Below are 25,587 nucleotides of genomic sequence, written 5' to 3' on the forward strand. Positions count from 1 at the left end.
TCAGACACCGGCGCCTTCACCGGCCGCCGTCCCGCGGTCCGGCCGCCGGGAACCGCCCTTCTCGCGGCGGCGCAGCCGTGTGGCCAGGGCGGCGGCCGTGCGGCGCTGGAAGACGTCCTTCGGGGAGACCTCCCAGCCGTCGGCGCGCAGGGCCCCCGCCAGCCGCACGGTGACGATGCTGTCGCCGCCGAGGGCGAAGAAGTCGTCGTCCGCGCCGATCCGGGCCAGGGAGAGCACCCGGGCCATGGCGGCGCACACGGCGCTCTCCACCTCCCCCACCGGCTCCCGGCCGCGCGCGGCGACGCCGAAGTCGGGGGCGGGCAGCCTCTCCCGGTCCAGCTTCGCGTTGGCGGTCGTGGGCAGGGCCTCCAGCAGCACGACCGCCGCCGGCACGAGGTGTCCGGGCAGCCGCTCGGCGAGCCAGGTCCGTACCTCGACCGGGTCGGGGGCGCTCCCCGGCCGGGGCACGGCGTAGGCGACCAGGCGTCGCACCCCGCCGTCCTCCCGGGCGGTGACGACGACGCGGCCGAGGCCCCGGTGGCCGGCGGCGACCGTCTCGATCTCCCCCGGCTCGATCCGGAAGCCCCGGATCTTCACCTGGTCGTCGACCCGGCCGAGGAACTCCACGGCCCCCTCCCGGGTCCAGCGCGCCAGGTCCCCGGTCCGGTAGAGCCGGCTGCCGTCGGCGGCGAACGGGTCGGCGACGAACCGTTCGGCGGTGAGCGCGGCCCGGCCCCGGTAGCCACGGGCCAGCCCGGCCCCCGCGAGGTACATCTCCCCCGCCACCCCGGGCGGTACGGGCCGCAGCCTGGCGTCCAGGAGGTGGACGCGGGCGTTGTCCACGGGCCGGCCGATCAACTGCCTCTCGCTGTCGCGGACATGGGCGACCAGTGCGTCGACCGTGGCCTCCGTGGGCCCGTACAGGTTGACCACGTCGGTGCCCGAGAGCTGCCGCAGCCGGGCCCACTGGCTGTCGGGGACGGCCTCACCGCCCACGCCGAGCAGCGGCAGCGGGCAGCTGCCGCCCTCGGTCAGCCCGGCCTGCTCCAACTGGGCGAGCACGGACGGGGCGACCTCGATGAAGTCGACGGCGTGGTCCCGCAGATAGCGGTGCAGCCGCTCCGGGTCGCGCTGGATGTCCTCGGCCAGGACGTGGACGCAGTGGCCGTGGAACATCCACAGCTGGGGCTGCCAGGAGGCGTCGAAGGAGAACGACCAGGCGTGCCCCACGTGCAGCCGTGACCGTCCGGTCCGGGCGACGACCGGCTCGTACAGCGCGCGGCGGTGGCTGTGGAAGAGGTTGACCACGCCCTGGTGGGTGATGACGACGCCCTTGGGGGTGCCCGTGGAGCCGGAGGTGTAGATGAGGTACGCCGGGTTCTGCGGCCGAAGGGGGCGCAACCGGTCGGCGTCGGTGGGCGGTTGTGCGGGGCGGGCGGCGAGTGCGGCCCCTGCCTGGGGGTCGTCGAGCAGCACGGTGGCCGGGTGGCCGGTCCGGCCGGCGAGGGCGGTGGTGGTGAGCAGGAGGGCGGGCGCGGCGTCCTCCATCATGTACGCGAGCCGGTCGGCCGGGTAGTCGGGGTCGAGCGGCAGGTAGGCGGCTCCGGACTGGTGGACGGCGAGGATGCTGATGAGCATCTCCTCGGTACGCGGCAGCATGAGCGCCACGACGTCCTCGGGCCCCACGCCCCGGGCGATCAGTTCGTGGGCGAGGCGGGCGGCGCGGGCGGCGACCTCTCGGAAACTCAGGGTCCGCTCGCCGCAGACCACGGCCGGGGCTTCGGGGCCCCGGGCGGCCGCCTCGGCGAAGAGTTCGGGCAGGGTCTGTGCCGGGTGGGGCCGGGGGGCGGGGTTCCAGTCGGCCAGGACGCGGTGGCGCTCGTCGGGCGCGAGGGCCTGGAGGTGGTGGACGGGGGTGTCCGGCCGGCTGCCCAGCTCGGTCAGGAGGTGGGTGAGCCGCCGCACGAGTGCGGCCGCCTGCTCGGGGTCGAAGAGGTCGGGCCGGTACTCCAGGATGAGGTGGCCGCCGGGCACGACGACCAGGGTCAGCGGGTAGTGGGTGGCGTCGGTCTGGTCGCTTCCGGTGACGGCGAGTTCGCCGGAGCGCTCGGCGCGGCGCAGCCCTTCGCCGTCGATGAAGTAGTTCTCGAACACCATCAGGGTGTCGAAGAGTTCCCCGGCCCCGGCGATCCGCTGGACGTCGGCGAGACCGAGATGCTGATGGGCGGAGAGCCGCGCCTGCTCGCGCTGGAGCCGGACCAGGGCCTGCCGTACGGTGCCGCCGGCGCGCAGGTCGACGCGGACGGGCAGGGTGTTGATGAACAGGCCCGTCATGCTCTCCACGCCGTCGATCTCCGGCGGGCGGCCGGAGACGGTCGCGCCGAAGACGACGTCCTCACGGCCGGTGTGCCGGGCCAGCAGCAGGGCCCAGGCGAACTGCACCACCGTGTTGATGGTGACGTCGGCGCCCCGCGCCAACGCCTGGAGGCGCTCGCGCAGGTCCGCGGCCAGCCGGTGGGGGATCCGGCCGGAGAGGACGGGCCTGCGGTCGGGGTCGGCGGGGGCCAGCAGGGTCGGCTCCGTGACACCGTGCAGGGCCTCGCGCCAGGCGTCCTCGGCGGCCCGCACGTCCTGGGCGGCGTGCCAGACCAGGAAGTCCTTGAACGGGCGCCGGGGGGCGGGGGGTTCGGCGGCCCCGGTCGACGACGCGTACAGCGCGAGGAGCTCCTGGAGCAGGACGGGCACCGACCAGCCGTCGAGGATCGCGTGGTGGTTGGTGACCATCAGGGCGTGCTCCCGCTCCCCCAGCCGTACCAGCCGCAGCCGCAGGAGCGGGGGCGCGGTGAGGTCGAAGGGGCGCAGGCGCTCCTCGGCGGCGAGTGCGCGCAGGGCTTCCTCGCGCAGCCCGGGAGGCGTGGGGCGGAGGTCGGTCTGGGCCCAGTCGGGCTCCACACCGTCCAGGACGACCTGTACGGGGCGGCTGCCGGCCGCGACGAAGGCGGTGCGCAGAGCGGGGTTGCGCTCCAGCAGCGCGGCGGCGGCCCGGTGCAGGGCGGCCGGGTCGAGGTCGCCGCTGAGCCGCAGGGTGAGCTGGACGGTGTAGACGTCGATGTCGTCGCCCGCCAGCTGGGTGAGGGCGTAGAACCCCTCCTGGAGCGGGGTCAGCGGCCAGATGTCCCGCAGCGCGGGGAACCGCGCCTGGAGGTCGTCCGTCCGCGCCTGGTCCAGCGGGACCAGGGGGAAGTCGGACGGTGTGTGGACCGGGTCCGCCGGTACGTCCGCGAGGGTTTCCAGCGCCTCGCACCACAGGGTGAGCAGCCGTTCGGCGTCCGCACCGTCCAGGACGCCGGTGGCGTAGCTCCAGCGGGTCGTCAGCCGGGGCCCGTCCGGGCCCTCGGCCGTCGAGGCGACGATCTCCAGCGGGAAGAGCACGGGGGCGGGGCCCAGCGGTGGCAGAGCTTCGGGGGCGGGCGGCCAGGCCGCCGCTGCGGAGTCGTGGTCGCGGTGGGCGAACAGGACTTCCGGGGTACGGGAGGGCCCGGCCGGGTCGTCCAGGTGGTGCAGCAGTCCGTGGCCGATACCTCCGTCGGGGGTCTCCCGCAGGTGCTCCTTGAGGGCCATCAGGGCCCGCCGGGCGTCGGCCCCCTGCGCCCCGGGCGGTACGGGAAGCGTGAGGGCGACGGGGTGCCAGGTGGTGAACCGGCCGACGGTGGCGGAGAGTTCGGCGCCGGGTACCACGTTCTCCTCGCGGCCGTGGCCCTCGACGGCGATCACGTCGTCGCCCACGCGCTCGCCGCGCTCCTGGCGCCAGCGGGCGACCGCCAGCGCGGTCGCGGCCACGAGGACGTCGTGGGCGGTGCCGTGCACGGCGGCGGGGACGCGGGTGGTCAGGGTCCGGGTGAGGTCCGCGTCCAGGGTGTGTTCCAGGTGGGCGACGCCTTCCTGGGTGTCCAGGGCCGGGTCGAGGGGGCGGGCCCCGAGGGCGGGGGCGTCCCGCTCCTCGCGGGCGCGCCAGAGGGGGGCCTCCGCGCGGCGGGCGGGAGCCGTCGCGGCGTCGGCGAGGCCCAGCGCCCACTGCCGGAAGGAGGTGCCGTCGCCGGGCGGGGCGGGCGGGTCTCCGGCGAGGACGTCGTCGTGGGCGGCGGCCAGGTCGGCGGTGATGAGGGGCCAGGACCGGCTGTCGACCGCGAGCCGGTGGATGACCAGGAGGAGCCGGCCGCCGCGACGGGGACCCCGGTCGCTCCAGACGGCCCGGACCAGCTCGCCCGCGGCCGGGTCCAGTTGGCCGACGGCCTCGGCGACGAGGGCGTCGGTCGGCCCACTCGCGTGGTCCGCGTGCAGCAGCACAGGGCCCTCGCCCCCGGGCCGGTCCCCGGGCTCCGGAATGTGCAGGGCCTGGCGCCCCGGCTCCCCCACCAGGGTCGCGCGCAGCACCGGGTGACGGCCCATCAGCCGGGTGAGCGCGGCCGTCAGGGTGGCTCGGGTCGCCTCGGGCGGGGTGACGAGGCGGACGTACTCGTACAGCCCCTCGGCCGGCCCGTGCCCGAGCGCCCACCGCAGGTACGGCGTGAGCGGGGTCCGTCCGGTGGGGGCCAGCGGTGGTACGACGGCGGGTCCGGTGGCAGCGGCGGCGCGGGCGAGCGCGGCGGGGGTCTTGTGCTCGAAGACGTCCCGGGGGGTGAGGGTCATTCCGGCCTTGCGGGCGCGGGCGACCAGCTGGATGGAGAGGATGCTGTCGCCGCCGAGGGCGAAGAAGCTGTCCTCGGCCCCGGCGGCCGGGATGCCGAGGAGTTCGGCGAAGAGCGCCGTGAGCACCGCCTCCCGGATGCCGCGCGGGGCGATGGCGGTGGCCGTGGCGGCCAGGTCGGGGGCGGGGAGGGTGGCGCGGTCCAGCTTGCCGCTGGCGGTGAGCGGCAGGGCGTCCAGGGTGATCAGGGCGGTGGGCACCATGTGGTCGGGCAGCCGCCGGGCGATGCGTTCGGTGATCTCTCCGGTGTCGGGCGAGGCGCCGGGCGCGGGGACGAGGTAGCCGGTGAGGACGGGCCTGCCGGGGGTGTCCTCGCGCAGCAGGACGGCCGAGGCGGCGACCTGGGGGTCCTCGGCGATGACGGCCTCGATCTCGCCGAGTTCGACGCGCAGTCCGCGCAGCTTGATCTGCCCGTCGGTGCGCCCGACGTGGACCAGGGCGCCGTCGCCCCGCCGCCGTACGAGGTCGCCGGTGCGGTAGAGGCGTTCGCCGGGTGCGCCGAAGGGGTGGGCGACGAAGCGGTCGGCGGTGAGGGCGGGCCGGCCGTGGTAGCCGCGGGCGAGTTGCGGGCCGCTCAGGTACAGCTCGCCGGTGACGCCGTCCGGGGCGGGGCGCAGCCAGGCGTCGAGGACGTAGGTGCCGGTGTTGTGGACGGGACGGCCGATGGGCACGCTGCCGCCCGGTTCCCGGGTGGTGGCCTGCCAGGCGGTGACGTCGATGGCCGCCTCGGTGGGTCCGTACAGGTTGTGCAGGCTCGCGGCGGGCAGTGCGCGGCGCACGCTCTCGGCCAGGGCGGCGGGCAGCGCCTCGCCGCTGGCGATGATCCGGCGCAGTCCGGTGCAGTGCGCGGCTCGGGGTTCGGCGGCGAAGGCGGCCAGCATCGAGGGGACGAAGTGGACGGTGGTGACGCCGTGGCGGATGACCGCCTCCGCGACCTCGGCCGGGTCGCGGTGGAGCCCGTCGGGTAGGACCACGAGGGCCGACCCGGTGAGCATCGGCAGGAAGAACTCCCATACGGAGACGTCGAATCCGGCCGGGGTCTTCTGCAGGACGCGGTCCTCAGGCCCGAAGGGGAAGTGGCCGGCCATCCAGCTGAGCCGGTTGACCAGGGCCCGGTGGGTGACGACGACGGCCTTGGGGCGGCCGGTGGAGCCGGAGGTGTACAGGACGTAGGCGGCGTGGTCGGCGCGCAGCCCCGGATGGACGCCGACCGGTGCGGCGGCTTCCTGTCCGGCTCGTACGTCGGGGGCGTCCAGCGCCAGAACGCTCACGCCGTCGGGGACGGGCAGCCGGTCCCGCAGCCCGGTCAGGGTGAGCAGGAGGCGCGGGGCCGCGTCGGTGAGCATGTGGGTGACGCGTTCGGCCGGGTGGTCGGGGTCCACCGGCAGGTAGGCCCCGCCGGCGCGCTGCACGGCGTGCAGGGCGACGACCAGGTCGGTGCTCCGCGGCAGCGCCACGGCGACGCACACCTCGGGACCGACGCCCATGTCCCGTAGCACCGAGGCCAGTTGACCCACGCGCCGGTCGAACTCCTCGTACGAGAGGGTGGCCTCGCCCTCGATCAGCGCGGGTGCGGCCGCCTCCCGGCCGTACCGCTCGGCGAGGAGTTCCGGCACGGTGGCGTCCGGCATCGGACGGGTCTCTCCGGTGCCCGCCGCGAGCACCCGGGTCCGCTCCCGGCCGCCGAGCACGGTGGCGCGGTGGACGGGGAGTTCGGGGCGGGCGACCAGGGCGGTGAGGAGGGTGACGTAGCGGTCGGCCAGCGCCTGGGCGGTGGCGTGGTCGAACAGGCTGGTCTGGTAGGTCAGCATGCCGTTGATCCCGGCCCCCTCGGGCCGCTCCGCCAGGGTGAACTGGAGGTCGAGCTTGGCGACCCGGGGGTCCGCGCCGACCGGGGTGACCTCGAGTCCGGGCAGCGTGAAGGTGTCGTCGGAGACGTTCTGGAAGACCAGCAGGACCTGGAAGAGCGGGTTGCGGGCGAGGGTGCGCTCGGGGGCGACGATGTCGACGAGCTGCTCGAAGGGCAGGTCGGCGTGGTCGAAGGCGGCCAGGTCGGTGTCGCGGACCCGGGCCAGCAGCTCGTGGAAGGTGGGGCGGCCGCTCAGGTCGGTGCGCAGGACCAGGGTGTTGACGAAGAAGCCGATGAGGTCGTCGAACTTCTCGTCGGTGCGGCCGGCGACCGGGGTGCCGAGGGGGATGTCGGTGCCGGCGCCGTGGGCGGAGAGGAGGACCGCGAGGGCCGCCTGCACCGCCATGAAGACGCTGGTGCCGTTGCGGGCGGCCAGGCTCCGCAGTTCGGCGTGGACGGCCGGGTCGACGGCGAAGGTGACCGTGGCCCCCTCGTGGGTCTCCTCGGCGGGGCGCGGCCGGTCGTAGGGCAGGGCGAGTTCGTCGGGGGAACCGGCGAGCGTCTCCTTCCAGAAGGCGGCCTGGCGGGCCACCTGGCTGTCGGGGTCGCTCTCCTCTCCGAGGACGTCGCGCTGCCAGAGCGCGTAGTCGGCGTAGTCGACGGGCAGCGGCTCCCAGTCGGGCCCGGTGCCGGTGACGCGCGCGGTGTAGGCGGTACGCAGGTCGTCGACCAGGGGGCGCATCGACCATTCGTCACCGGCGATGTGATGGAGCGTCAGGGCGAGGACGTGGTCGGTCTCCGTGCGCAGCAGCCGGGCCCGGAGGGGGATCTCCTCGATGATGTCGATGGGCTGGGTGACCCGGGCCCGCAGCGCCTCCTCCAGGTCGGCCTCGGCGACCTCGGCGACTTCCGCGAGATCGCAGGCGGCGCGGGCGCTCTCCTCGTCGAGGATGTGCTGGTGCGGCAGCCCGTCGGCGTCCGGGTAGAGCGTCCGCAGGCTCTCGTGGCGTACGACGACGTCACCGACGGCCAGCCGCAGGGCCTCCCGGTCCAGTTCGCCCCCCAGGCGGACCACGATGAACAGGTTGTACGTGGCGCTGGGCCCGTCGAGCCGGTGCAGGAACCACAGCCGACTCTGTGCGAACGACAGGGGGATCGCCTCTCCAGGGCTGCGTTCACGGCGTACGGGGGCGGTGCGGGCGACCGGGCGCGGGAGCACGGTCCGGGCCAGCGCGGCCGGGGTGGGGTGCTCGAAGATGTCGCGCAGGGCCACCTCGACGCCGAGGGTGGAGCGGAGCCGGTTGGCGAGCTGCATGGCGAGCAGCGAGTGGCCGCCGAGGTGGAAGAAGTCGTCGTCGGGCCCGGCATGGGCGAGGCCGAGGACGTCGGCGAACAGCTCCCCGAGGACGGCCTCGCGGGCGTCCCGGGGCGCGCGTGCCCGCTCCCCGCCCGAGGCCTGGGGCGCGGGCAGGGCGGCCCGGTCGACCTTGCCGTTGGGGGTCAGGGGCAGGGCGGGCAGTTGCGCGATCACCGAGGGGACCAGGTGTTCGGGCAGCCGTTCGGCCAGGTAGGGGCGGAGCCCGGTGGCGGTGCCGGTGACGTAGGCGACCAGGCGTACGGAGCCGCTGGGATCGGGCAGGCCGACGACGACGGTGTCGGTGACGTCGGGGTGGGTGCGCAGGACGGCCTCGATCTCGCCGGGCTCCACGCGGTGGCCGCGCACCTTGAGCTGGTGGTCGGTGCGGCCCAGCACCCGCAGGGTGCCGTCGTCCTGGACACGGGCCAGGTCGCCGGTGCGGTACATCCGGCTGCCGGGCCCCCCGTACGGGTCGGCGGTGAACCGTGAGGCGGTCAGGGCGCTCCGGCCGAGGTAGCCGCGGGCCAGTCCGGCGCCGCCGATGTACAGCTCGCCGGGCACGCCGGGCGGCACGGGCCGCAGCCAGGTGTCCAGGACGCGCAGGGTGGTGTTGTGCAGGGCGCCTCCGACGTGCGGTGCCGCGCCGTCGGGGGCGAGGTCGGCGAGGGTGGACCAGACGGTGGTCTCGGTCGGCCCGTACAGGTTCAGCAGCCGCTCCGCGCCGGTGGCGAGGCGGTCGGCGAGGTCGGCGGGGAGCGGTTCGCCGCCGCTCATGACGCACAGGCCCTCCAGCAGTCCGGGGGCGGCGTCGGTGAGGCCGCGCCACAGGGACGGGGTGGCCTGTAGGTGGGTGGCGCCGGTGCGTCGGGCCAGATGGGACAGGAGCAGCGGGTCGAGGACCTCTTCGCGCCGGGCGAGGACGACGGCCGCCCCGGTGACGAGCGGGACGAACAGTTCCAGTGCGGCGATGTCGAAGCTGACGGTGGTCACGGCCAGGAGCCGGTGGCCGGGGCCGGATTCGAGGGTCTGGCCGATCGCGTCGAGCAGGTTGGCCAGGGCGCGGTGGGTGACCACGACGCCCTTGGGGTTGCCGGTGGAGCCGGAGGTGTGGATGACGTACGCGGTCGCCTCGGGCTCGGGTGCGAGACCGGGCAGGTCCGGTGCCCGGCCGCCTGGGCCTTCGTACGGACCCGGGGCGAGGACCGGGGAGCCGGGGCGGACGGTGAGCAGCGGGTCGGAGTCGGCCAGCAGGTAGGCGACGCGGTCGGCCGGGAAGTCCGGGTCGACGGGGACGTAGGCGGCTCCGGTGGCGGAGACGGCGAGGAGGGCGGCGACCAGGTCGGCGCCGCGGGGCAGGGCCACCGCGATCAGCTTCTCAGGCCGGGCCCCCAGGTCGCGCAGCCGCGCCGCGACGGCCGTGACCCGGTCGGCGAGGGCGGCGTAGCTCCACTCCTCGTCGCCCGCGATCAGCGCGGTCGCGTCGGGGGTCGCGGCGGCCTGGCGCAGGAAGCGTCCGGCGAGGCCGAGCGGGGTGACGGGCCGGACCGGGCCGTCGAGCCGGGTCTGGTCCACCGCGCCGGTCCGGACGGTGGCGGTGGTGGAGTCGGGCCGGTCGACGAGCTGCTCCAGGACGGAGAGCAACTGCGCCCCGATGTCGGTGACCCGGTCGGCGCCGAGCAGTTCGGGGCGGTGGTCGAGGGCGAGCGCGAGGCGGTCGCGGCCGGGCAGGGCGACCAGCACCAGCGGGTAGTGGGTGGCGTCGTGGCCGCGCGCCCCGGTCACCAGCAGTCCGGCGCGCTCCTCGGTGCGGCGCAGCTGCTCCGCGTCGACCGGGAAGTTCTCGAACAGGACGAGGGTGTCGAAGAGTTCGCGGTGTCCGGCGAGGCGTTGCAGCTCGGCGAGCGGCTCGTACTGGTGGTCCATGAGCGCCGCCTGCCGCTCCCCCAGGTGCCGTACGAGGCCGGCGAGGGTCTGGTCGTGGCGCAGGGTGACCCGGGTGGGCACGGTGTTGATGAACAGGCCGATCATGTCGTGCGAGCCGTCGAGGTCGGCGGGGCGTCCGGAGACGGTGACGCCGAACGTCACGTCGGTGCGGCCGGTGAGCCGGCCCAGCAGCAGCCCCCAGGCGCCCTGGAGCACGGTGCTGACCGTGACGTCCCGCTCCCGGGCGAAGGTGTGGATGCGGGCCACCAGGTCGTCGGGGAGCGGGATCTCGACGCGTTCGGGCACACCCGCGGGCATCGCCGCGGCGTCCGGGACGAGCCGGGTGGGGCCGTCGATCCCGGCGAGCGCCTCCCGCCACAGGCTGTGGGTCGTGGCGCGGTCGCGGTCGTTCAGCCAGAGGAGGTAGTCGCGGTAGGGGCGGGGGGCCGGTCCGGGGGCGCCCCGGTAGAGGGCCAGCAGGTCCCGCACGAGCAGCGGCCCCGACCAGCCGTCGAGCAGGATGTGGTGGGAGGTGAGGGCGAGCACCTGGCGGCGCTCGCCGAGCCGGACGAGCGTGAACCGCAGGAGCGGGGGCGCGGTCAGGTCGAACCCCTGCCGCCGGTCGGCCGCCAGGATGTTCTGCGCCCGGCCCTGCCGCTGGCCCTCGGTGAGGCCGCGGGAGGTGAGGTCGTAGGCGTACAGGGGGATCTCCGCGTCGGCGGGGACGACCTGGAGCGGGTCGGCTCCCCGGCGGCCGTGGAATCCGGCCCGGAGGTTGGGGTGGCGGTCCAGGAGGGCGCGTCCGGCGCGGCGCAGCCGCTCGGTGTCGAGGGTGCCCTCGATGTCCAGGGCGGTCTGGGTGGTGTAGACGTCGGGTCCCTCGCCCTCCGCGCCGAAGCCGGTGAGGAAGTACAGCCCCGACTGGAGCGGGGAGAGCGGCAGCAGGTCGGCCAGGGGCGTGCGGGCCTCCAGGGCGTCGATCTCCGGCTGGTCCACCGCGACGAGCGGGAAGTCGCCGGGGGTGTGCCCGCCGGCCGCCGGGTCCTTCGCCAGCCCTGCCAGGCTGCGCAGGGCCTCGGTCCAGAGATGGGCCAGGCGCTCGGCCTCGGCGGTGTCCAGGAGGCGTTCGGGGAAGCTGAAGCCGGCCTGGAGGGCGGGGCCCCCGGGTCCGTCCACGACGGAGGCGTTGAGGGTGAGGGTGTGCGAGGCGGGCAGCGCGTCGTCCGCTCCGCCGCCCAGGGACCCGGTGGTGACCGGGCTCCAGGGGGCGGGGGCGCCGGCCGCCTCAGCGGTGCGTGGACTCCCGAAGCGCCCGAGGTAGTTGTAGGCGATCCGGGGTTCGGGCAGGGCGGCGAGGGTCTCGCGCAGGTCGGGGTTGAGGTGGCGCAGCAGGCCGTGTCCGAGGCCGCCGTCGGGGGCGGCCCGCAGCTGTTCCTTGACCCGCTTGAGTGCGGCGGCCAGCTCGCCCCGGGTGCGGGAGCCGGGGCCGCCGAGGTCCAGGCGTACGGGGTGGACGGCGGTGAACCAGCCGACGGTACGGGACAGTTCGGCGCCGGGGACCAGTTGGTCGGCGCGTCCGTGGCCCTCGATGTCGACGACGACGGGCCCGGTGTCGCCCCGCCAGGCGGTAAGCGCCAGGGCGAGGGCGGTGACCAGGAACTCGTCGGGGCCGGCGTGGAAGCGTGCGGGCAGGTCGGTGAGGAGAGGCAGGGTGTGCTCGGGCGTGAGGCCGACGGAGACCGTCCGCACCGTGGCGAGGGTGTCGAGGGCCGGGTCGAGGGCGGGCAGGGCCGCTGTGCCGTCACCGAGGACGGCGGCCCAGTGTGCGGCCTCCGCGACCCGGCCGGGGTCCAGCGCCGCCTGTTCCAGGCCCTGCGCCCAGTCGGCGAACGAGGTTTCCACGGGCGGGAGTTCGGCGCTGTGGCCGTGCCGCTCGGCTTCCAGGACGGTGGCCAGGTCCTGCGTGAGGATGCGCCAGGAGACGCCGTCGACGACCGCGTGGTGGATGAGGAGTGCGAGCAGTCCGCCCCGGTCGGGTCCGGCGTCCAGCCAGAGCGCCCGGACCATGGCACCCGCGTACGGGTCCAGCAGCCGGGCCGCCTCGCGGGCCTCGGCGCGCAGGGTGGGCAGCAGCTCCTCGTCGGCCGTCTCGACGGCGTCGATCCGGGTCAGCGGCGCCGGCCCGGGGTTGCTGCCGGGGGCGGGGATCTCCAGGGTGCGGTCGGTGAGCCGGGCGCGCAGGACGTCGTGGTGGTCCAGGATCCGGAGCAGTCCGGCGCCGATCCTCTCGGCGTTCGCGCCGGGCGGGGTGTGGAGCACGGTGGACTGGTGGTAGCCGGTGACAGGGCCGCCGCGTTCGACGAGCCGGCGCAGGACGGGGGTGAGCGGGGCGCTGCGCGCGGTGCGCTCGACGGGTGCGGCCGCCTCGTCCACCGTGCGGGCGAGGGCGGCGAGTTGCTCGACCGTGCGCCGTTCGAAGACGTCGCGGGGGCTGAAGCGGATGCCCCGGCGGCGGGCCGCGCCGACGAGCTGGATGGCCGAGATGCTGTCGCCGCCGAGTGCGAAGAAGCTGTCCTCGACGCCGGCTTCGGGGAGGTGGAGGATCTCGGCGAAGAGGGCGGCGAGTTCCTTCTCCCGATCGGTGCGCGGGGCGGTGCCGCCGCCGGTCGCGGTGAAGTCGGGTGCGGGCAGGGCCGATCGGTCGGTCTTGTTCGCCGCGGTGAGCGGGAGGGCGTCGAGGAGGACCACGGCCGCGGGGACCATGTGGTCGGGCAGGCTCTCGGCGGCCCAGGCGATGATGTCCGCCGGGCGTGGGGGCTCGCCCTGGGCCGGTACGGCGTGGGCGACCAGCCGGCGGACGCCCCGGGGGTCGGTGTGGCCGGTGACGACGGCCTGGGCGATGGCGGGGTGGGCGGTGAGGCGGGCCTCGACCTCGCCGGGCTCGACGCGGAAGCCGCGGATCTTCAGCTGGTGGTCGGTGCGGCCGGCGTACTCCAGCTCGCCCTTCCCGTTCCAGCGGGCCAGGTCCCCGGTGCGGTACATGCGGGTCCCGGGCGGGCCGAACGGGTCGGCGACGAAGCGGTCGGCGGTGATCAGGGGGCGGCCGAGGTAGCCGCGGGCGAGGCCCGGTCCGGCGATGTAGAGCTCGCCCAGGACGCCCGGGGCGACCGGGCGCAGGGCCGTGTCGAGCACGTAGGCGCGCTTGTTGACGTCCGGGGGCCCGATCGGGACGGGTCCCCCGCTCCAGCCCGCGGGCACCTGCCAGGTGGCGGAGTTCACGACGGCCTCGGTGGGCCCGTAGGCGTTGAAGAGCCGGTGGCGGCGGGCCCAGGTGCGGACGGTCTCGGGGGGCAGCGCCTCGGTGCCGACGATCAGGCTCATGCCTTCGGGGAGCAGGGCGTCCGGCGGCAGGGAGGCGACGACGGTCGGCGGGATCACGGCGAGGGTGATGGCCGCCCGGTTCAGGAAGTCGGCGAGCGGCGCTCCGGCCCGCTCCTCCTCGGGAACGATCACCAGGGTGGCACCGGAGAAGAGGGAGTTGGCGAGTTCGCAGAAGGTGACGTCGAAGCTGGGGGAGGCGAACTGGGTGACGCGGTCGCCGGGCCCGGTGGCGAAGCAGGCGTGGGCCCAGGCGATGAGGTCGACGAGCGGGCGGTGTTCGACGAGGACGCCCTTGGGCCGGCCGGTGGAGCCGGAGGTGTGGATGAGGTAGGCGCCGTTGTGCAGGCGCAGGGGCGCCCGGCGGTCGGCGTCGGTGGGGTTGTGGCCGGGCAGCGCCTCGGGCAGCCGGTCGGTCGTGACGACGGTGGCGCCGCCGGACCAGGCGGTGTGGTCGGTGCCGGAGTGGGTGAGGACGACGGCGGCCCCGCTGTCGGCGATCAGCCCGGCGAGCCGTTCGGCGGGCTGATCCGGGTCGAGCGGGGCGAAGACGCCGCCCGCCTTGCCGACGGCGAGCTGAGCGACGTACACCTCGGCGCTCCGGCGCAGGGCGACGCCGACGACGTCCTCCGGGCCGGTGCCCGCCGCGATGAGGGCGTGGGCGAGCCGGTTGGCGCGGGTGTTCAGTTCGGCGTACGTGAGGACGCGTCCGCCCTCCTCGACGGCGGGCTCGTCGGGGTGCGCTGCGGCCTGCCGCTCGAAGAGCACGGGCAGGGTGGCGGGTTCGACGTCGACGGTGTCGGCGTTGAAGGTGTTCAGGACCCGGTCGCGCTCCTCGGGGGTGAGGAGGTCGGTGCGGGGCAGCGGGCGGTGCGGGTCGGCGGTGAACTCCTCGACGGCGCGGCGGAGCCGGGCGGCGACCCGTGCGGCGTCCTGTTCGGTGAGGGCGTCGCCGCGGTACCGCAGCCGGAGGACCGGCCCCCCGTCGGCGCCGGGGGCGGCGACCAGGGTGAGCGGGTAGTGGGTGGCGTCCTGCCCGGTGACCGCCTCGACGCGCAGCCCGGCGAACTCCTGCGGTTCGAGGGGCGCTTGGTCGGAGGCGGTCCCGGTGTCGACGAGGTAGTTCTCGAACACGCACAGGGTGTCGAAGAGCGGGCCGCCAAAGCCGGCGAGCCTCTGGATCCGGGCGAGCGCGACATGGTGGTGCGCGAGGAGGGCGGCCTGTTCGTCCGCCGTGCGCCGGACGAGCGCGGCGAGGGTCTCCTCGTGCCGGAGTGCGACCCGGACCGGCAGGGTGTTGATGAACAGCCCCACCATGTTCTCGGCCCCGGCCAGTTCGGCGGGCCGCCCGGACACGGTGGTGCCGGACACGATGTCCTGACGTCCCGTCATGTCGGCCAGTACCAGGGACCACAGGGTCTGTACGACGACGGGCACGGTGACGTCCAGCGCCCGTGCGGCGGCGACCAGCCCGGCGGCGGAGCCGGGTGCCGGCTCCACGGCCAGCGTCGCCGGTTCGGCCTGGGGCTGCCCGTCGAGTCCGGGGGCGATCACGGTCGGGCCGTCGAGACCGGCCAGCGCCCGGCTCCAGGCGCGCTCGTCCGCCTCGGTGTCCTGGGCGGCGGCCCAGGACAGGTAGTCGCGGTACGGGCGGACCTCGGGCAGGGCGGTGGGCGCGCCGTCGGCCGCGTACAGGGCGAAGAGCTCCTGGACGACGCGGGCGGTGGACCAGCCGTCCAGCAGCAGGTGGTGGTGGGTGAGAAGCAGCCGGTGCCGTTCGGGGGCCAGCCGGATCGCGGTGAAGCGGATCAGGGGTGGCCGTGCCAGGTCGAAGCGGGTGTGCCGGTCGGCGTCGGTGAGCCGTCGCACGCGCCGGTCGCGTTCGGCGGCCTCCAGGCCGGACAGGTCGGTGTCCTGCCAGGGGACGGTCACCGTGTGCGGGATCACGGTGACCGGGTCGCCGTTGCGCCGGGTGCGGAAGGCCGCCTTGAGGTTGGGGTGGCGGGTCAGGAGGGCCTCGGCGGAGCGGCGCAGACGGCCCGTGTCGAGCGGTCCCGTCAGGTCCAGGCCGAGCTGCACGTTGTACACGTCCAGCGCGCTGTCGTCGTAGGACGACAGGAAGTAGAGCCCCTGCTGGAGCGGGGACAGCGGGAGTATGTCCTGCAGTCCCTGGGGTGCGCCGGTCACGTGGTCCTCCACTCGTCTTCGAACTCATCGATTTCGTCCTGGCTCAGCGACACCAGGCCGAGGTCGGACGGGGTGTGCCCGGCCGCCTGTGTACGGGCGGCGGCCACCAGGGTCTCCAGGGCGGTACGCCACCAGCGGTCCAGGACCGCGATCTCCTCGTCGCTCACGAGCAAGCTCGCGTGATGCCAGCTGACCGCGAGTTCGGTCCCCGAGGGGCGGCGCAGAGCGGTGATGTCGAGATCCACCTCGGTGTGGACGCCGAGCGCGGGGGCCGGACGCCACACGGCGGACGACTCGGGGCTCGGGGTCCAGGGTCCGGGGGCGGGGCCGTCGCTCTCGCCGACGTCGTAACGGCCCAGGTAGTTGAAGCCGGTCAGCGGCTGGCGGCGGGCGTCGAGCTCCGCCGCGGACACCGCATCCAGGTGGTGCAGCTGGCCGAAGCCGATCCCGTGGTCCGGGACCGCGCGCAGCTGCTCCTTGACCTGCTTGAGCAGCCGGCCCGCCGCCTGCGGATCCGCGATGGTGGTGTCGGGCCCCGCGTCCCGCAGCACGGCCCGGAACGGGTACTGGCTGGTGAACCAGCCGACCGTACGGGCGGGGGCGGCGACCCCTGGGAGGGCGGCGTCCCTCCCGTGCCCTTCGAGCAGGACGAGCGTGCTGCCGGTGGAGCGCCAGCGGCTGTGGGCGAGGACGAAGGCCGTCAGCAGGACGTCCTGCTCGCCGCAGTGGAAGGCCTCGGTCACCTCGGTGAGGACCGGGTCGGCCAGGGCGGCGGGCACGGTGGTGGTGAACCGGTGGACGGTGTCCGGGGTGTCGGTGGCGGGGTCGGGCAGGCGACCGTACGGACCGTGGTTCCCCTCACCGAGCACCTCGTTCCAGTACGGGAGTTCGTCTCGGCGGTCGGCGGCCGAGGCGGTCAGCGCCCGGGACCAGCTGCGGAAGGAGACCTCGACCGGAGGCAGCGGGCCCTCCGGATCGGCGCAGAGCTGGGCGAGGTCGGGAAGGAGGATCCGCCAGGACACCGCGTCGACCACCAGGTGGTGGGCGGTCAGCAGCAGCCGGCCGGGCTCGCCTTCGCCCTGGTCGAAGTGGACCGCGCGCAGCATCCGGCCGCTGTGCGGGTCGAGTTCGCCGACGGCGGTGCGCGAGGCCTCGGTGACGGTGGCCGCGAGCGCCCCGTCGCCCTGTCCGGTCGCAGGGAGGTGGCGGAGCAGGTCGTCGCCGGGGGCCGGGTCCTCGGGCACGTGCAGCGTCCATGCGTCGGGGTCCGCCGTCTCCAGGCGGGCGGCGAGGACGGGGTGGTGGGCGACGAGGCGGCCGAGCGCCCGGCGCAGCCGCTCGGGGGTGAGGCCGGGCGGAGTGGTCACCAGGAGCGACTGGTGGTACGTGCGGTGGTCGCCGCCGCGTCGGCGCAACGCGTGCATGACGGGTGTGAGCGGCACGGTCCCGGCCCCCGGGTCGTGGACCAGGGTCACGGCCTCCTCACGGCGGGCCACCCCTGCCAGGGCGGAGACCGTGCGCTGCTCGAACACGTCGCGCGGGGTGATCACCAGCCCGCGTCGCCGGGCCGCGCTGACGAGCACGATGGAGGTGATGCTGTCGCCGCCGAGGCTGAAGAAGCTGTCGTGCCGTCCGACGGCGGGCAACTTCAGGAGATCGGCGACGAGTTCGGCGAACACCTTCTCCGTCGCGTCCTGCGGCATGTCGTGTGCGCCGGGCTCCGCGACGGCGGGCGCGGGCAGTGCGGCCCGGTCCACCTTCCCGCTCACGGTCAGGGGGAAGCGGTCGAGCACCACCAGGTCGGAGGGGACCAGGGCGGCGGGCAGCAGCCGGGCGGTGTGCGCGAGCAGGGCGGCGGGGCCGGCCACGCCATCGGCCGGGCCCCCCGGTGCGTCCTGGACGGTGACGTAGCCGACCAGGCGTGCGGCGCCCGGCAGGTCGTCGCGGACGAGGACGGCCGCGTCCCGGACGGCGGGGTGGCTCAGCAGCGCGGCCCGGACCTCCTCCGGTTCGATCCGTACGCCGCGCAGTTTGACCTGGTCGTCGGCGCGGCGCAGGTACTCCAGCTCACCGCGGCGGTTCCAGCGGGCCAGGTCGCCGGTGCGGTAGAGCCGGGACCCCGGGGGGCCGAACGGGTCGGCGACGAAGCGTTCGGCGCTCTGCCCTCCCCTGCCGAGGTAGCCCAGCGCCAACTGGGCGCCTCCCAGGTAGAGTTCCCCGCCCACACCGGGCGGCAGGGGTCGCAGCCGTGCGTCCAGGACGTAGGCGCGGGTTCCGGCTCCCGGGGCGCCGAGCGGGACGAAGGGCTGTTCGCCGGGGACGGCGGGCCGGGCGGTGACGTCGACGGCCGCCTCGGTGGGTCCGTACTGGTTGACGACCGGTGCGGCGAAGACCTCCGCGCAGCGCTGCACGAGGGCGTCGGTGAGCGCTTCGCCGCCGCTGAAGATCCACCGCAGCGAGGTGCAGTGCGCGGCCTCCGGCTCCGCCGCGAAGAGGGTGAGCAGTGAGGGCACGAAGTGGACCGCGTGGACCTCGTGTTCGCGGATGAGCCGGGCCAGGTGGGCGGGGTCCCGGTGGGCGTCGGGGCCCGCGAGGACGACGGCCGCGCCGGCGAGCAGCGGGCCGGTCAGCTCCCAGACCGATACGTCGAAGCCGGGGGCCGCCTTGGCGAGCATCCGGTCCCCCGGGCCGAGGGGGAAGCGCCGCTGGGTCCACGCGAGCCGGTTGGCCAGCGCGCCGTGCGGCACGACGACGGCCTTGGGGCGGCCGGTGGAACCGGAGGTGTGCAGGATGTAGGCGGGCTGCGCCGGATGAGGGTCGGCGGGCTCGAAGGCGGGGGCCGCCGGGGCGGGGGATTTTGCGTCGTCGAGCAGCAGCACCGGGCAGCCGAGCCCGTCCGGCACCAGGCCCAGGTGGGCGCTGTCCGTCATCACCACCAGCGGTGGCTGGTCGCTGAGCATGGTGGCGATGCGCTGCGCGGGGTGGGCCGGGTCCAGGGGCAGGTAGGCGCCGCCGGCCTGGAGCACGGCGTGGGCCGCTGTCACCAGCTGCGCCGAGCGGGGCAGCAGGACGGCGACGGGCTCGCCGTGCCGTACCCCGTGGCCCCGCAGGCGTGCGGCCAATCCCTGTGCCCGCTCCAGCAGTTCGCCGTACGTGAGGGTGTCCGGGCCGGCGATGAGCGCGGCGGCCTCGGGTGTGCGGGCCGCGCGCGCCGCGAACTCCCGCGCGATCGGCAGAGGTTCCACCGGCTCCTCGGCGCGGTTCCACTCCGTGACCAGCCGGTGGTGTTCGTCGTCCGCGAGCAGCCGGCAGGTGGAGACCGGGCGGTCGGGCCGCTCGGCGAAGGCGGTCAGGATCCGCTGGTACCAGCCGGCGAGCTGCCTGACGGTCGCCTCGTCGAAGAGTCCGGTGCGGTAGGTGATGCCCCCGTTCAACGCGCCTTCGGCGCCCGGTTCCTGGACGAGGGTGAGGGTGAGGTCGAACTTGGCGGTCCGGGTGTGCACGGCCACCGGTGTGCTGCTCAGTCCGGACAGCTCCGGCCCTTCGGTGGTCCGGGTCTGGTAGTTGAGCATCACCTGGAACAACGGGTGACGTTCCAGGGAGCGTTCGACGTCCAGCAGGTCCACCAGCCGCTCGAACGGAAGGTCCGCGTGGTCGAGCGCGGCCAGGGTGGTGTCCCGGGCGCGGGCCACGAGCTGGGCGGGGGTCGGGTCGCCGCCCAGGTCCGTACGCAGGACGAGGGTGTTGACGAAGAACCCGACCAGGTCGTGGACCGAGGCGTCGTCGCGGCCGGCGACGAGGGTGCCGACGGGCACGTCGTCGGTGGAGCCGATCCGGTGCAGGAGGAGCGCGAGCGCCGCGTGGGCGACCATGAACGGGGTCGCGCCGGTACGGGAGGCGAGCCGCCGCAGCCCTGACGCGGCCTCCTCGGAGAGGCCGAACTCGACGATGCCGCCGTCGTAGCCGGTCTCCGGCCGGCGCGGCCGGTCCAGCGGGAGCGGCACCTCGGGCGGCAGAGCGGCCAACTGTTCGCGCCAGTACCGCACTTGGCGGGCGATCTCGCTCTCCTCGTCGCCCTCCGCGCCCAGCAGCTCCCGCTGCCGGAGCGTGTGGTCCGCGTACTGGACGGGCAGCGGCTCCCAGTCCGGCTCCCGCTGTCCGGTGCGGGCGGCGAGGGCGGTGGCCAGGTCGTCCAGGAGGGGGCGTACGGACCATTCGTCCCCGGCGATGTGGTGCAGCACCAGGAGCAGCACGTCGTGCCGGTCCTCCTGCCCCTCGGCGTCCACCCGGAGCACGGCGGCGCGCAGCGGGGTCTCCGTCTCCAGCGCGAAGGGCCGGGTGGCGGCCTCGGAGAGGGCCGCGTCCAGCTCCGGCTCCGCCACCGTCCGTACGGTCAGGGGTACGGGGGCGTCGCCCGGCGCGAGGATGTGCTGCACGGCGCGGCCCTCGCGTTCGGGGAAGACCGTACGCAGCACCTCGTGGCGGGCGGCCAGGTCCGACAGGGCCTGGGCCAGGGCCCGCGGGCCCAGCGTCCCGGCCAGGCGCAGGGCGATGGGCACGTTGTAGGCGGCGGTGGGCTCGTCGTCGAGCCGGTGGAGGAACCACAGGCGCTGCTGCGCGGCGGAGAGGGGCGGTTCGGCGGGGCGCGGGGCACCGGCAGGCACCCCTCTGACCAGGGCGGGCCGCCGCGCGTCGCGGAGCAGGGCCGCGGTGGCGGCGGGGGTGCGGGCGGTGAAGAGCTGCGCCACGGTCAGGTCCGCACCCAGCACGGCCCTGACCCGCCCGACCAGGCTCATCGCGGTCAGCGAGTGCCCGCCGTGGTCGAAGAAGTCGTCGTGCGGGCCGAGTGCGGACAGGTCGAGCGCGTCCGCGAAGAGACGGCGGAGCAGCTCGGTGCGCTGGTCCAGGGGCTCGCCCGTGGCCCGGTCCGTCCCGGCCCGCGCCGGTGCGGGCAGGGCGCCGCGGTCGAGCTTGCCGTTCTCGGTGAGCGGGAGGGCCTCCAGGGCCATGAGAGCGGCGGGGAGCTGGTAGTCGGGGAGGTGGGCGGCGAGCCGGTCGCACAGAGCCTCCAGGTCCAGGGGCGCGTCCGGGACGACGTAGCCGATGAGTGCGGGGCCGCCGGGCAGGTCCGTGCGCAGGACGACGGCGGCACGCGCGACCCCGTGCTGCGCGAGCAGCGCGGCCTCGGTCTCGCCGGGCTCGACGCGGTGTCCGCGCAGCTTGATCTGGTCGTCCGCGCGGCCCAGGAAGTCCAGGGCCCCGTCGGGCCGGACACGCACCAGGTCACCCGTGCGGTACAGCCGCTCCCCCGGCGCTCCGTACGGGTCGGCGACGAAACGTTCGGCGGTGAGCCGGGGGCGCCGGTGGTAGCCGCGGGCGAGCCCCGACCCGCCGACGTACAGCTCACCCGGGACACCGGGCAGGACGGGCCGCAGCGCCGAGTCGAGCACCCGGGCGGTCATGCCGTCCAGGGGCCGTCCGATCGGGAGCGGGACGTCGCCGGGCGTGCCCGGGTCCACCGCGTGGGCGGTGGCGAACGTGGTGGTCTCGGTCGGCCCGTACCCGTTGACGACGCGCAGGCCGGGCGCGGCACGCAGGGCGGCACTCACGGCGGCGGGCGACACGACGTCGCCGCCGGTCCACACCTCGCGCAGGGCGGTGAAGGTCTCCGGGGCGTCCTGGGCGAGGAGGGCGAACAGCCCGGCGGTGAACCAGGCGGCCCCCACTCCCCCGGCCTGTTCCGCGTCGCGGGTCAGCAGCTCGTGCCAGCGGGCCGGGTCCAGCGGTTCGTCGGGGGCGAGCACGAGTTCGCCCCCGCGCAGCAGGGTCCCCCAGATCTCGTGGGTGGCCGCGTCGAAGGAGTGCGGCGAGTGGACCAGCGTCCGGCGGTACGCCTCACCGGTGAACCGGCTGTCGGAGGCGAGGGCGAGCACGGCGCGCTCGGGGACGCCGACGCCCTTGGGCTCCCCGGTGGAGCCGGAGGTGTACATCACGTACGCCAGCCGGTCCGGCGCGGGCCCGGCGGGCGGCGACCAGGGGCCGCGCCGGGCCGTGGGCTCTTCGACGGGCGGGTGCACCACCGGCGGCGGAGCGTACGCGGCGGTATCGGCGCCGGGGAGGCACACCAGCGCGACCGCGCCGGACGCGCCGAGGACCGTACGGATGCGCTCGGCGGGCCAGTCGGGATGCAGCGGCAGGCAGGCCGCTCCCGTCCAGGCGACGGCGAGTTCGGTGGTCACCAGCTCCACCGAACGGGGCAGGAGGACGGCGACGACCCTCTCGGGTCCGGCGCCGGCCACCCGCAGCCGCCGCGCGAACCCGGCTGCCCGCGTGGCGAGTTCGCCGTAGCTCACGCTCCCGCCGCCACCGCCGAGCGTGCGTACGGCGACGGCGTCCGGCTCGGCGGCGGCGAGGGCGGCGACCGTGGCGGCGCACCCCTGCTCGTCGGTGGCCGGGGCGCGTCCCGGTCCGTCGGTGGTCGCGGCCGGGGCGGTCCCCGCGTTCGCCTGGGCCGCCGTGTCGTCAGCGAGGTCCACCCGCCCGGCGAGGGTCTCGGGCCGGTGGGCGAGGTGGTCCAGGGCCCGGGTCAGCAGGTCCAGGACGCGCCGGGCGGCGTCCGTGTCGTACAGGTCGGGGCGGTGCTTGAGGACGAGCCTCAGCCGATCCCCCCGCAGGGTGATGGCGAGCGTGAGCGGATAGTGGGTGGCGTCCCGCCCGCCGACACCGCGTACGTCGAGCCCGGCCGCGCGTTCGCTGCCGGTGAGGGCCTCGTCGTCGAAGGGGTAGTTCTCGAAGACGGTCATGGTGTCCAGCAGCACCGGCAGGGACAGCAGGCGCTGGATGTCGGCCAGTCCGAGGTGCTGGTGGTCGAGCAGGGCGACCTGGCGGGTGTGCAGATCGGTGACCGCGTCGCCGAGCGGGCGGGCGGGGTCGGTCCGTACGCGGGTGGGCAGCGTGTTGACGAACAGCCCCAGCATGCCTTCCACGCCGTCGAGTTCGGCGGGCCGGCCGGAGACGGCGCTGCCGAAGACCACGTCGTCGCGGCCGGTGAGGCGGGCCAGGACGAGCCCCCAGCCGGCCTGGACGACGGTGTTCAGGGTGGTGCCCTTCGCCCGCGCGTGCCGCTGGAGCGCGGAGGTGAGGTCCGTGTCGAGCACGGTCCCGGTCTCCTGCGGGATCAGTGCGGTGGCCGGCGCGGCGGAGGGAGCGGCCGGGGAGAGGGGCGCGGTCAGGGTGGGTTCCGTGACCCCGTCCAGGGCGGTGCGCCAGGCGGCTTCGGCGGACGCCCGGTCGCGGGTGGTGAGCCAGTGCGCGTAGTCGGTGAACGGGCGGCGGTGGACCGGGGGCCGACCGGCGTAGGCGTCGAAGAGGTCGGTGAGGAGCAGCGGGGAGGACCAGCCGTCGAGCAGCAGATGGTGGCTGGTGAGCAGGAGCCGCCACCGGTCGTCGGAGGTGCGGATCAGGGTGAGGCGCAGCAGCGGTGGGCGGTCCGGGTCGAAGCGGCGCGCGCGGTCGTCCGCGACGAGAGCGCCCAGGTCGGCGGGGCGCTCCCGCAGATCGTGCTCGGTCCACTCCGGTGCGGCGTCGGCACTCGTGTACTGCACCAGCCGTCCGGTGGACAGCCGGCGGAATCCGGCCCGCAGATTGGCGTGCCGGCCCACGACGGTGCGGGCGGCACGGCGCAGCCGGGCGGGGTCGAGGGGGCCGGTGAGCTCCAGCTCCAGCTGGACCACGTAGAGATCGGGCCCGGCCTGGTCCTCGGTCAGGGCGTGGTAGGCGAGGCCGTGCTGGAGGGGGGTGAGGGGCAGGACGCCGTCGAGTCCGGGGCGGTCCGCCTCCAGTTCGGTGATCTCCTCCTGGAGCAGCGGCACCGCGAAGTCGGCGGGGCTGTGTCCGGCGAAGCCGGGTTCGCCGCTGCGCCGGACGAGTTCGCCCAGGGCCGCGGTGAACCGGTCGGCGAGGGCGCGGACCCGGTCGGGGCCGAGGAGGTCGGCGGCGTAGGTCCAGCGGACCGTGAGGACGGGGCCCTGCGGGCCGTCCAGGACCGAGGCGTTGAGGTCCAGGACGTGTCCGCCCAGGAGGACGGGGAGCGGCCCGGCGTGCACGGCGTCCGATTCCGGGGCGGGAGCCCAGTGGCCGTCGGGGGTGTCGGCGGTGAAGCGGCCCAGGTAGTTGAAGGCGATCTGGGCGCCGCTCGGCGCCTGCGCGTGCAGCGCCCCGTAGCCGGTGCCCCGGCCGGGGACGGCGGAAAGCCGGTCCTTGACGTGCTTGACGTCCTGGCCGACGGATCCGCTGCCGGGGTGCAGGCGTACGGGGTACTGCGTGGTGAACCAGCCCACGGTACGGGAGAGGTCGGTGCCCGCCACCAGCTCCTCGTGGCGGCCGTGGGACTCCAGGTCGACGAGGAGCGCGTCCTCGCCTCCGATCGCCTGGACGAGGGCGGCCAGGAGGAGTTCGTCGGGGCGGGCGTGGAAGGCGGCGGCCGTCGCGGCGAGCAGCGGTGCGGTGATCTTCGGGGGGAGTTCGGTGCGCAGCTCGCCGGGGGTGTGCCGGGCGGTCGCCGCGTCGCGGGGAGCGAGGGGCGCGGGCGCGTCCTGGAGGGTGGCCGCCCAGTGGTCCCGCTCGGCGGCGAACCGCGCGGGGTCCTCGTACAGGGCGCCCGCCCAGTGGGCGAAGGAGGTCGTGGGGCGGGCCGGGGGTGTGCCGGTGGTGACGGCGTGGGCGAGATCGGGCAGCAGGATCCGCCACGACACCCCGTCGACGGCGAGGTGGTGCACGAGCAGCAGCAGCCGTCCGTCCCGCCCCGGGCCGCGCGAGAACCACACGGCCCGCAGCAACTGCCCCGTATCCGGGCCGAGTTCGGCGGCGCGTGCCCGGGAGTGGGCCTCGATGGCCCCTCGCAGCTCGCTCTCGTCCCCGGTGACGGGCACGACGGTGAGCAGGGATGCCGGGTCGGGGCCGGTGCCGGCGGGTGTGAGGAGCGGCTGCTCCGCGTCGGTGGTGACGGTGGCGCGCAGCAGGTCGTGGGTGTCCAGGAGGTGGCTCAGCGCGGTGCGCAGCCGCTCGGCCGTGAGGTCGGCCGGGACGGTGACCAGCATCGACTGGTGGAAGCCGGCCCAGTGCTCGGGGCTGCGGCGCAGCCAGTGCATGAGCGGGGTGAACGGGGCCGGCGCGGGTGCGTCCGCCCTGGGCTCGGTGCGGTCGGCCGGTGTGCCGGCGCGCGGGGCGAGTGCCCCGGCGAGGGCGCGCGGGGTGGGGTGCTCGAAGACCTGCCGGGCGCTCACCTCGATCCCCGACCGCCGGGCGCGGGAGACCAGTTGGATGGAGCTGATGCTGTCGCCGCCCAGGGCGAAGAACGAGTCGTCCCCGCCGGGCGGGCTCTCCAGGCGCAGGATGTCGGCGAAGAGGGCGGCCAGCTCGGCGGCCGCCCCTTCCAGGGGCACGGTGTCCTCGTCCGACGAGGTGACCGGGGCGGGCAGGGCCGCGCGGTCCACCTTGCCGGTGGGGCCGAGCGGGAGAGCGGGCAGCACGGTGAGGGTGGCCGGGACGGCGTAGTCGGGGAGCCGCCGGGCGAGCGCCTCGCGCAGTGCGCCGGGGTCCAGCTGCGTGCCGTCCTTGGCGACGGCGTATGCGGCGAGCAGCCTGCTGCCGGGCCGGTCCTCGCGCAGGACGGCGGCGGCCTGGCGTACCCCCGGCAGGGCGGTCAGGGCGGACTCGATCTCCCCCAGCTCGATGCGGAAGCCGCGCAGCTTCACCTGGTGGTCCGCGCGGCCCAGGTACTCCAGTTCGCCGTCGCCGCGGAGCCGGGCCAGGTCGCCGGTGCGGTACATGCGGGAGCCGGGCGGGCCGTACGGGTCGGCGAGGAAGCGGCCGGCGGTGAGCCCCGGGCGGCCCCGGTAGCCCCGGGCGAGCCCGGAGCCGGCGACGTACAGCTCGCCGGGGGTGCCGGGCGGTACCAAGCACAGGGCGGCGTCCAGGATGTACACGGCGCTCTCCGCGACGGCGGTGCCGACGGGTACGGGGCTGTTGTCGTCGCCGCTGAGCCCGTCCGTGGTGCAGCGCCACAGGGTGGCGTCGACGGTGGTCTCGGTGGGGCCGTAGGAGTTGAACATGCGGGTGCGGCCGGCCCAGGCGCGGACCAGGGCC

At 75.6% G+C, this 25,587-nt stretch carries 2 protein-coding genes (1 of these 2 cut by a window edge); both read right to left on the reverse strand.

What is annotated here, in order from left to right; all coding sequences use genetic code 11:
- Entirely contained in the window at positions 1-15,441 is a 15,441-nt protein-coding gene (locus AB0917_RS12635; RefSeq protein ID WP_366819503.1) for an amino acid adenylation domain-containing protein, read from the reverse strand.
- Positions 15,438-25,587, reverse strand: partial view of an amino acid adenylation domain-containing protein gene (locus tag AB0917_RS12640; protein WP_366819504.1) — the 3' portion only. It continues 5,486 nt past the right edge of the window; 10,150 of the gene's 15,636 nt are visible here — the last part of the coding sequence; its start codon lies off the right edge, out of view — the gene reads right to left on this strand; its stop codon occupies positions 15,438-15,440. Before AB0917_RS12640 ends, AB0917_RS12635 begins: the two co-directional genes overlap by 4 nt.

The organism is Streptomyces sp. NPDC007346 (assembly GCF_040703535.1).
Classification (GTDB): domain Bacteria; phylum Actinomycetota; class Actinomycetes; order Streptomycetales; family Streptomycetaceae; genus Streptomyces.